Origin of the sequence: Kitasatospora sp. NPDC059577 (assembly GCF_042735475.1) — a bacterium.
In the GTDB taxonomy this organism is placed as follows: domain Bacteria; phylum Actinomycetota; class Actinomycetes; order Streptomycetales; family Streptomycetaceae; genus Kitasatospora.
Genome location: NZ_JBHWBZ010000014.1, coordinates 15,567 through 23,571 on the forward strand (window position 1 = coordinate 15,567; position 8,005 = coordinate 23,571).

7 protein-coding genes are annotated in these 8,005 nt (G+C 74.7%); 2 read left to right on the forward strand and 5 right to left on the reverse strand.

The window, feature by feature from the left end; genetic code table 11:
- Positions 1-93: 93 nt before the first annotated feature.
- On the reverse strand, positions 94-969 hold the full coding sequence (locus tag ACFV0O_RS14305) for a sulfurtransferase (RefSeq protein WP_380340963.1): 876 nt from the start codon (positions 967-969) through the stop codon (positions 94-96).
- Between the two features lie 166 nt (positions 970-1,135).
- Here ACFV0O_RS14305 and ACFV0O_RS14310 point away from each other — a divergent pair, with 166 nt between their 5' ends.
- Complete coding sequence (locus ACFV0O_RS14310) at positions 1,136-1,879, forward strand: VOC family protein (RefSeq protein ID WP_380341180.1); 744 nt, start codon at positions 1,136-1,138, stop codon at positions 1,877-1,879.
- Between the two features lie 59 nt (positions 1,880-1,938).
- Here ACFV0O_RS14310 and ACFV0O_RS14315 read toward each other — a convergent pair whose 3' ends face one another.
- The 4 genes from ACFV0O_RS14315 to ACFV0O_RS14330 form a co-directional block, all read right to left on the reverse strand.
- Positions 1,939-2,595, reverse strand: a complete 657-nt coding sequence (locus ACFV0O_RS14315; RefSeq protein ID WP_360258296.1) for a thymidine kinase — start codon at positions 2,593-2,595, stop codon at positions 1,939-1,941.
- A 61-nt stretch (positions 2,596-2,656) separates the two neighbouring features.
- The gene (locus ACFV0O_RS14320; RefSeq protein ID WP_380340965.1) at positions 2,657-3,844 is read right to left on the reverse strand and encodes an alkaline phosphatase family protein; all 1,188 of its coding nucleotides are present in this window, start codon (positions 3,842-3,844) and stop codon (positions 2,657-2,659) included.
- Between the two features lie 35 nt (positions 3,845-3,879).
- Positions 3,880-4,479: a DUF5998 family protein gene (locus ACFV0O_RS14325; protein WP_360258300.1), complete on the reverse strand. Its 600-nt coding sequence runs from the start codon at positions 4,477-4,479 to the stop codon at positions 3,880-3,882.
- Between the two features lie 91 nt (positions 4,480-4,570).
- On the reverse strand, positions 4,571-7,387 hold the full coding sequence (locus ACFV0O_RS14330; protein WP_380340969.1) for a GNAT family N-acetyltransferase: 2,817 nt from the start codon (positions 7,385-7,387) through the stop codon (positions 4,571-4,573).
- A 225-nt stretch (positions 7,388-7,612) separates the two neighbouring features.
- Here ACFV0O_RS14330 and ACFV0O_RS14335 point away from each other — a divergent pair, with 225 nt between their 5' ends.
- Positions 7,613-7,894, forward strand: coding sequence for an HPr family phosphocarrier protein (locus tag ACFV0O_RS14335; protein WP_360258304.1), 282 nt, complete (start codon positions 7,613-7,615; stop codon positions 7,892-7,894).
- The last annotated feature ends 111 nt before the right edge of the window (positions 7,895-8,005 follow it).

Consider the following 8,005-nt stretch of genomic DNA (forward strand, 5'->3'; position numbering starts at 1 on the left):
TAGTCCTTGTCGGCCCCCGCGCCAAATACGAGGTTTTAACGGGGCCCCGGGGGGCGGGTGCCGGGACCACCCCCCCCGCGGCGTTTCCCCGGCTCAGCCCGGCCGGCCGGTGACCGCCACCGGGCGGCCCGCGTCGCTCGACCACTCGCTCCACGACCCCGGGTACAGCGTGGCCGGCAGGCCCGCCACCTCCAGCGCCAGGATCTGGTGCGCCGCCGTCACACCCGAACCGCAGTACACCGCGGTCTCCCGCTCCCCCGCGCCCAGCGCCCGGAAACGGGCCGCCAGCTCAGCGGCCGGACGGAACCGCCCGTCCGGGCCCACGTTCTCGGTCGTCGGCGCCGACACCGCGCCCGGGACGTGCCCGGCCCGCGGGTCCACCGGCTCCGTCTCGCCCCGGTAGCGCTCGCCCGAGCGGGCGTCCAGCAGCAGGTTGCCGCGCGCCCACGCGGCCGCGCCGTCCGCGTCCACCGTCGGCAGCTGCCCCGGCACCGGCTTGAAGTCGCCGGCCGCGGGCTCCGGCAGCTCGGCCGTCACCGGCAGCCCGGCCTCCCGCCAGGCCGCGAATCCGCCGTCCAGCACCCGGACGTCCCGGTGCCCGGCCCACCGCAGCAGCCACCAGGCCCGGGCGGCCGCCATCGAGGCCGCGCCGTCGTACACCACGACCGGGCGCCCGCCGCTCACCCCGAAGCCGCGCATCGCCGCACCGAAGTCCTCCGGGTCCGGCAGCGGGTGGCGCCCGCCCCGGCCGGGCGCGCCGGGCGGAGCCGCCAGGTCCCGGTCCAGCTCGACGAAGTGGGCGCCGGGCAGGTGCCCGGCCCGGTACTCCTCGGCCGCGGTCGGGCCGCCCGGCGCGGCGCCGACCAGCTGGTAGCGCACGTCCAGCAGCACCGGCGGACGGGCGGAGGCGAGCGCCTCCCGCAGCTCGGCCGCGGAGATCAGCGGGGAACCGTCGTTGTAGGTGGTCATGGCGGCCATTGTCGCGCAGCAACGCCGACCCGCCGCTCTTTGTGCGGACTTTGCCGGGATTTCCGCGCGGCCCGAGGGTTGGGCGCCCGTCAGGGTGGAAGCATCACCCTCGCGCCCGAGGATTTCCGTGCGCCAACCACCCACGAGGAGGCCCGCATTGCCCGCGGTGGAACTCCGACTGGCCCAGGGCACGCCCTGCTGGGTCAGCCTGCTGACCGACGACCCGGCCGGAGCCCGAGCCTTCTACGGCGCGCTGCTCGGCTGGACGTACACCCCAGGGCCCGGCCAGCTCGGCGACTACGTCCGGGCCGAACTCGACGGGGCGCCGGTCGCCGGCCTCGGCCTCTCCACCGCCACCGGCTTCCCGGTGCAGTGGACCACCTACTTCGCCGTGGACGACGCCGACCGCACCGCCCAGCTGGTCCGCGAGTGCGGCGGCACCGTCGCCGTCGGGCCCCTGCAGGCCGAACGCGCCGGGCGGATGGCGATCGCCTCCGACGTCTCCGGCGCCGTCTTCGGCCTCTGGCAGGGCGAGGAACACCTCGGCCGGGAGACCGGCACCGACCCCGGCGAACCGGCCTGGGCAGAACTGCTCACCCCCGACACCGAGGGCGCCGCGGCCTTCTACGCCACCGTGCTCGACCGCCAGGTCCGGCCCGGCGCGGACGAGAGCGCGCTGCTCGTGCACGGCCGGCCGGTCGCCGGCATCCGGCACCGCGCCGACCTGCGCGGCCACCCGCCGCGCTGGCGCACCCACTTCGCCGTCCGGGACGCGGCCCTGACCGCCCGTCACGCCGTGGAACTCGGCGGCCGGATCCTGGTCGAACCGCACGACACCGCCCGCGGCCGGGCCGCCCGGCTGGCCGACCCGCAGGGCGGCCACTTCTCGGTGCTGGAGACCGCGGCCTAGGACGGGTCTTCCGGACACGCCCGGGGGGGAGCCCGGCGGCCCGCTCCCCCGGGGACCGCTCAGGCCTGCTGCTCCTCGAAGGGCAGCACGTCCGGCGAGAGCACCGAGGCGCGGGCCGTCGCCGCGGTCAGGCGGCGGCGGTGGTGGCGGCGGCACAGCACCTCGTAGCCGACCTCGTCGTCTCGCACCGAGATGTCCCCGATCACCACCTGGGCGCCCTCGACCACCATCACCCCGCCGACCGTACGGGCGTTGTGGGTCGCCCGCGCACCGCACCAGCACAGCGCCTCGACCTGCAGCACCTCCACCCGGTCGGCCAGCTCGATCAGCCGCTGCGAGCCCGGGAACAGCCGGGTGCGGAAGTCGGTGGTGATGCCGAAGGTGTAGACGTCGATGTCCAGTTCGTCCACCACCCGGGCCAGCTGGTCGACCTGCTCGGCGGCGAAGAACTGGGCCTCGTCGCAGATCAGGTAGTCCACCCGGCCGCCCGCCGAGAGCCGCTGCACCACGTGCGCGTGGAAGTCGAAGTCGTCCGTCACCTCGACCGCCTCCGCCTGCAGGCCCAGCCGGCTGGAGATCGTCGCGGCGCCCGCCCGGTCGTTGCGGGTGAGGATGACGCCCCGCCGGCCGCGCGCGGCATGGTTGTGGTCCATCTGCAGCGCCAGCGTCGACTTGCCGCAGTCCATCGTGCCCGAGAAGAACACCAGTTCAGCCATGGGTGGAGCAAGGGCCTTTCAAATCAGGGAAGTTCGGGCACAGAAGGATCAAGGGAGCGACTCAGCCCCGAACTTCGAGCAGCGGCACGAACTGCTCGACCGGGGTCATCGAACCGTGCAGGCCGATCATCGCGGACTCGCCGGGCTCGTTGCGGGAGGCGACGATCGCGATGTCGTCGCGCGCCGCGGCGACCACGTCACCGATCCGGCCGTACACCCGCTCGTCCACGACCGGCCCGAACCAGCCCGCCTCGATCGCCTGGTCCCGGGTGGCGACCCACATCCGGTCGCCCAGCACCTCGCTCCACACCGTGTACACGTCGGCCGCGGCACCGGGCACCGCGTACACGTGCCGGGCCCGGCCCTCGCCGCCGAGCAGGGCCACGCCCGCGCCCAGTTCCCAGTCCTCGTCGAAGTCGATCCGGTCCTCCGGCGCGATGTCGATCATGCCGTGGTCGGCCGTGACGTACATCGCCGAACGCGGCGGCAACCGCTCGGCCAGGCGGCGGGCCAGCCGGTCCACGGCGTCCAGCGTCATCCGCCACTCGTCGGAGTCCACCCCGAAGCGGTGGCCCGCGCCGTCCAGCTCGCTGACGTAGGTGTACACCAGCGCCCGGTCGTGCTCGGCCAGCCAGGAGGCCGCCAGGTCCATCCGCTCCTCGCCGGTGGTGCGGCCCAGGAAGGTGCCGCCGGACAGCGCCACCCGGGTCAGCGGGGTCTGCGCGAACAACGGGGAGGAGACCTGCGCGGTCGCCACCCCGGCCTCGTGCGTCCGCTCGAAGACCGTCGGGTACGGCTGCCAGGCGTGCGGCTCGGTCGGCGGCTGCCAGCGCAGCTGGTTCATCAGGTAGCCGGCGCCCGGCACCGCCACCGTGTACCCGGCCAGGCCGTGCAGGCCCGGCGGCGTGCCGGTGCCGACCGAGGCCAGCGAGGTCGCCGTGGTGGACGGGAAGCCCGCGGTCAGCGGACGGCCGCTGCCGCCCAGCGAACTCCCGGCCAGCGAGGAGAGGAACGGCGCGTACTCGGGGTGGCGCAGCAGCAGCTCCCACCCCAGGCCGTCCACCAGGAACACCACCACCCGGTCCGCCGGGGCGATCGGCAGCGTCGCGGTGAACCCGGGGACACCGAGCCCCGCCGCCACCGAGGGCAGCAGGTCGCACAGCGAACCGCTGCCGTAGGGGGGCGCGGGGGCAGCGGCCGGGTCAAGGATCTCGAAGGCGTCGTAGCCGTCGGCAGGAACGAAGGACATGGAACCGGATTCGTAGCGGTCGGAGGCGGCGGCGATCAGACCCGCGGGCCGTTGTCGATCGTCGCGTCGGACAGGGCCCGGGCGAACAGGAGCGCCTGGGACACCGTCTCCGGGCCGTCACCGGCCTCGCTCACCCGAAGCGAGAGGTCGTCGGCCGTCGCCGAACCCGTGTAGCCGTGATCCGCCTCGCAGTTCGGGTCCGAGCAGCCGGCCGGCTCCAGGTCCAGGCGCTGCACCGCGCCCCAGCCGATCGTCAGGACCACCTCGCGCGGCAGCGTCCCCGGCGTGTACGTCTCCGGGTTCGCCACCATCCGGCTCACCACGACCGAACCGATCCGGTCCAGCCGCACGCTCTCCGTCGAGGTCGTCGCGAACGGCACCGAGGGGCTGCCCTCGGCCCCCGACTGCTCGTCGGTGTGGCTCACCACGAAACGGGTCGGGGTCAGCACCAGCACCGTCACGTGCCGGCGGACCTCGTTGGCGTCGAAGGTCGTCTCCTGGTGCACCAGGTAGGAGCTGATCGGCTCCGGGCCCACCGCGGACTCCACCGCCTCGGACACCAGGGCCGGGTAGTAGCCGCTGCGCTCGATCGCCGAGCGCAGGTCCTGAGTGGTGGTGGTACCGGTCTTCGCCATATCTCCATCCTGGCATGGTCCGCCGACGAAGCGGGCGGCACGGCGCCGAGCTTCGGACAACAGCGCCCGGGCAGGGCGCAACCAAGGAAGGTTACAGCGTGCTCATCGCGCGCGGGCCCAGATCGCTGCGGACCGGCAGGGGCGCGACCCGTACCCGCGCCCCCAGGATCGCCAACCCGTGCGGGGCCACGACCACGGGTTCGAGGTCCACCGACGCGATCTCCGGGACGTCGTCCACCAGCTGCGACACCCTGAGCAGCAGTTCCTCCAGCGCACCGGTGTCCACCGCCTCGGCGCCGCGCCAGCCGAACAGCAGCGGCGCCGCCCGCACCTCCCGGATCAGCCCGGCGACGTCCTGGTCGGTGGCCGGAACCAGCCGGTGCGCCGTGTCGCCCAACAGTTCGGCCGGCGCACCGGCCAGGCCGAAGGACAGGATCGCGCCGACCGCCGGGTCCACCGTGGCACCGATCACCGTGTCCACGCCGCGCGGTGCCAGTCGCTGCACCACCAGTTCGGCCTGCGCGGCGCCGCCGAGCAGCACGTCCAGCTCGCGGTGGGCGCGGCGCAGGCCCGGCTCGCCGGTCAGGTCCAGCCGGACGCTGCCCAGGTCGGGGCGGTGGCGCAGGTGGGGGGCGGTCGCCTTGAGGGCCACCGGGTAGCCGAGCGAGGCCGCCGCCGCGACCGCCGCCGCCTCGTGCGGGGCCGGCAGCGTCGGCGAGACGTCGATGCCGTAGCGGGCCAGCAGCTCACGGGCCTCGGCGTCGGACAGGGTGATCCGAGCGCCGCCCGGCTGGGTGCGGGCGGCGACGGCGGTCCGGGTGCTCAGCGCCGCCGCCACCAGGGTGCGGGCGCCGGGCTCGTCGATCCGGTCCAGGTCCGGCACGCGCGCGGTCTCCTCGGCCTCGGCCGTCCGGCGCCGCCACTGCGCGTAGTGGACGGCGTGAGTGAGGGCGAGGACTGCCCGCTCGGGCGCCGGGTACGCGGGGATGCCACCCGGACGCAGCCGGGCCGGCAGGTCGGTCAGGGCCAGGTGCGCGAGCAGCAGCGGCTTGCCCAGTTCCTCGGCCCGCTGACCGGCTTCGAGCAGGCCGGCGGCGATCTCCGGGTCGTCCGAGCCCATCTCCGGGTCGTCGTCGCCGGTCAGCCGGCCGCCCATGAAGGCGTGCGCGGAGGTGCCGATCGGCGGGATCGCGACGGCGATCACCGCGTCGACGGCGGGGTCGGCGAGGGCGACGTCCAGCGCGATCCGGAAGTTCTCGCCGGTCGCGGCGGTGGTCAGGTCGACCGGGGTGTGCGGGCGCAGACCGGCGCTCAGCAGGGCGTCGTAGGTGAGCAGGCCCAGCGAGTCCGAGTTGCCGACCACCGCGACCCGGTCCCCCGGCGGCAGCGGCTGCAGGGCCAGCAGCTCGCCGGTGTCGTACAGCTCGGTGATGGTGGAGACCCTGGTGACGCCCGCCTGTTCGAACAGCGCGTCGACGGTCGCGTCCCGCAGGCCGGTGGCGGTGGCCGGGACGGCGTGGCCCGGCGGCAGGCTGCCGGTGTGCCGGGCGCCCTTGACCACCACGACCGGCTTGGCGGCGGCCAGGCGCCGGGCGATCCGGGTGAACTTGCGCGGGTTGCCGAAGGACTCCAGGTACAGCAGGACGACCCGGGTGGCCTCGTCCTCCGCCCAGTACTGCAGGAAGTCGTTGCCGGAGACGTCGGCGCGGTTGCCGACCGAGGCGAAGGAGGAGACGCCGAGGCCGCGGCGGTGGGCGGCCTCCAGCAGGGCCACGCCGATCGCGCCGGACTGGCAGAAGATCCCGAAGCCGCCGCGGCCGGGCAGGCGCGGCGCGAGCGAGGCGTTCAGCGGGTTCGCCGGGTCGGTGTTGATCAGGCCGAAGGCGTTCGGGCCGATCACCCGCATCCCCGCCGCGCGGGCCTGGCGGACCAGGGCGCGCTGCCGGTCCCGGCCCTCCGGACCGGTCTCCGCGTAGCCGGCCGTGAGCACCACCAGGCCCTGCACGCCGTGCGCGCCGCACTCCGCCACGGCGGCCGGGACGGCTCCCTCGGGGACGGCGATCACGGCGAGGTCCACCGGCCCGGGAATGTCCAGAATCGAACGGTGCACCGGGACGCCGTCCAGTTCGGTGCCGGGCGGGGCGTTGCGGTTCACCGCGTAGACCGGGCACCCGGCCGGGGCGCCGGCCAGCACGTCGCGCAGGACCGCCCGGCCGACCGTCTGCGGGGTGCGGGAGACCCCGATCACCGCGACCGAGCGCGGCGTGAGCAGGCGCTGCACCGAGCGCGCCTCGGCACGGTGCTCGCGGGCACGCATCACGGCGAGCGAGCGGTCGGTCTGTTCGAGGTCGAACTCCAGGTGCACCACGCCGTCGGCGAAGCTGCGGTGCTGGGTGTAGCCGGCGTCGGTGAAGACCTTCACCATCTTCCGGTTCTCCGGCAGCACCTCGGCCTGGAAGCGGCGGATGCCGCGCTCCTGGGCGACGGCGGCGATGTGCTCCAGCAGCGCCGAGGCCACGCCGCGGCCCTGGTGGGCGTCCTGCACCAGGAAGGCCACCTCGGCATCGGTCCCGGTGACGGAGGGGCGGCCCTCGGCGTCGATCCGGTCGTACCGGACGGTGGCGATGAAGTGGTCCCGGACGACCACCGCGAGGCCGACCCGGTTCACGAAGTCGTGGTGGGTGAAGCGGCGGACGTCCTTGTCGGAGAGCCGGGGATAAGGGGCGAAGAATCGGAAGTACTTGGACTGGTCGGAGACCTGCTCGTAGAACTCGACGAGGCGGCCGGCGTCGGAGGGAGTGATCGGCCGGATCCGGGCCGTGCCGCCGTCGCGCAGCAGGATGTCGGCTTCCCAGTGCTGCGGGTAGTCCGGATGCCGCTCGGGGTTCGTTGCCGCGGGGTCGTCCACATTCGTCAGGTTATCCGGCGGTGGGCCGGATGGCGCCGGGCGCGAGCCCACGGCAGGGTGGACGGGACCGGGCGCCGGGGTTTATGCCCCGAAAAGAAACAATCACAAGTCCTGAACACCGCGGTTCGCAGGGCCCCCTGCGTGCAACACTGGTCTAGACAACATGGCCGCTTCCCCCGCTCCCCGAGCACGGCCGTGACCAGCTTCACCGGAAAGGCACGTCTCATGGCTGAGCGCCGCGTCACCATCGGTTGGGCCGAGGGCCTGCACGCCCGTCCCGCCTCCGTCTTCGTCCGGGCCGTCACGGCCACCGGCGTGCCGATCACCATCGCCAAGCCCGGCGGCAACCCGGTCAACGCCGCCTCCATGCTCGGCCTCCTCGCCCTGGGCGCCCAGGGCGGCGACGAGGTCGTCCTGGCCTCCGACGCCGAGAACGCCGACGACGCGCTCGACCGTCTCGCCAAGCTCGTCCAGGAGGGCCTCGACGAGCTCCCCGCCGCGGCCTGAGGCCCCGCGAACGCCCGATCGGGGGGGGGGGGGGGGGGCCGGGGGGGGCCCCCCCCCGGGGGGGGGGGGGGTGACGGGGGAGACCGCTGAGGGTTGGGGGAGCACCGGCGC

Bases quoted from the DNA above. Each gene is read 5' to 3' on its own strand.
- ACFV0O_RS14335 (WP_360258304.1), top strand. From the start codon at position 7,613: ATGGCTGAGCGCCGCGTCACCATCGGTTGGGCCGAGGGCCTGCACGCC.
- ACFV0O_RS14325 (WP_360258300.1), bottom strand. From the start codon at position 4,479: ATGGCGAAGACCGGTACCACCACCACTCAGGACCTGCGCTCGGCGATC.
- ACFV0O_RS14305 (WP_380340963.1), bottom strand. From the start codon at position 969: ATGACCACCTACAACGACGGTTCCCCGCTGATCTCCGCGGCCGAGCTG.
- ACFV0O_RS14315 (WP_360258296.1), bottom strand. From the start codon at position 2,595: ATGGCTGAACTGGTGTTCTTCTCGGGCACGATGGACTGCGGCAAGTCG.
- ACFV0O_RS14320 (WP_380340965.1), bottom strand. From the start codon at position 3,844: ATGTCCTTCGTTCCTGCCGACGGCTACGACGCCTTCGAGATCCTTGAC.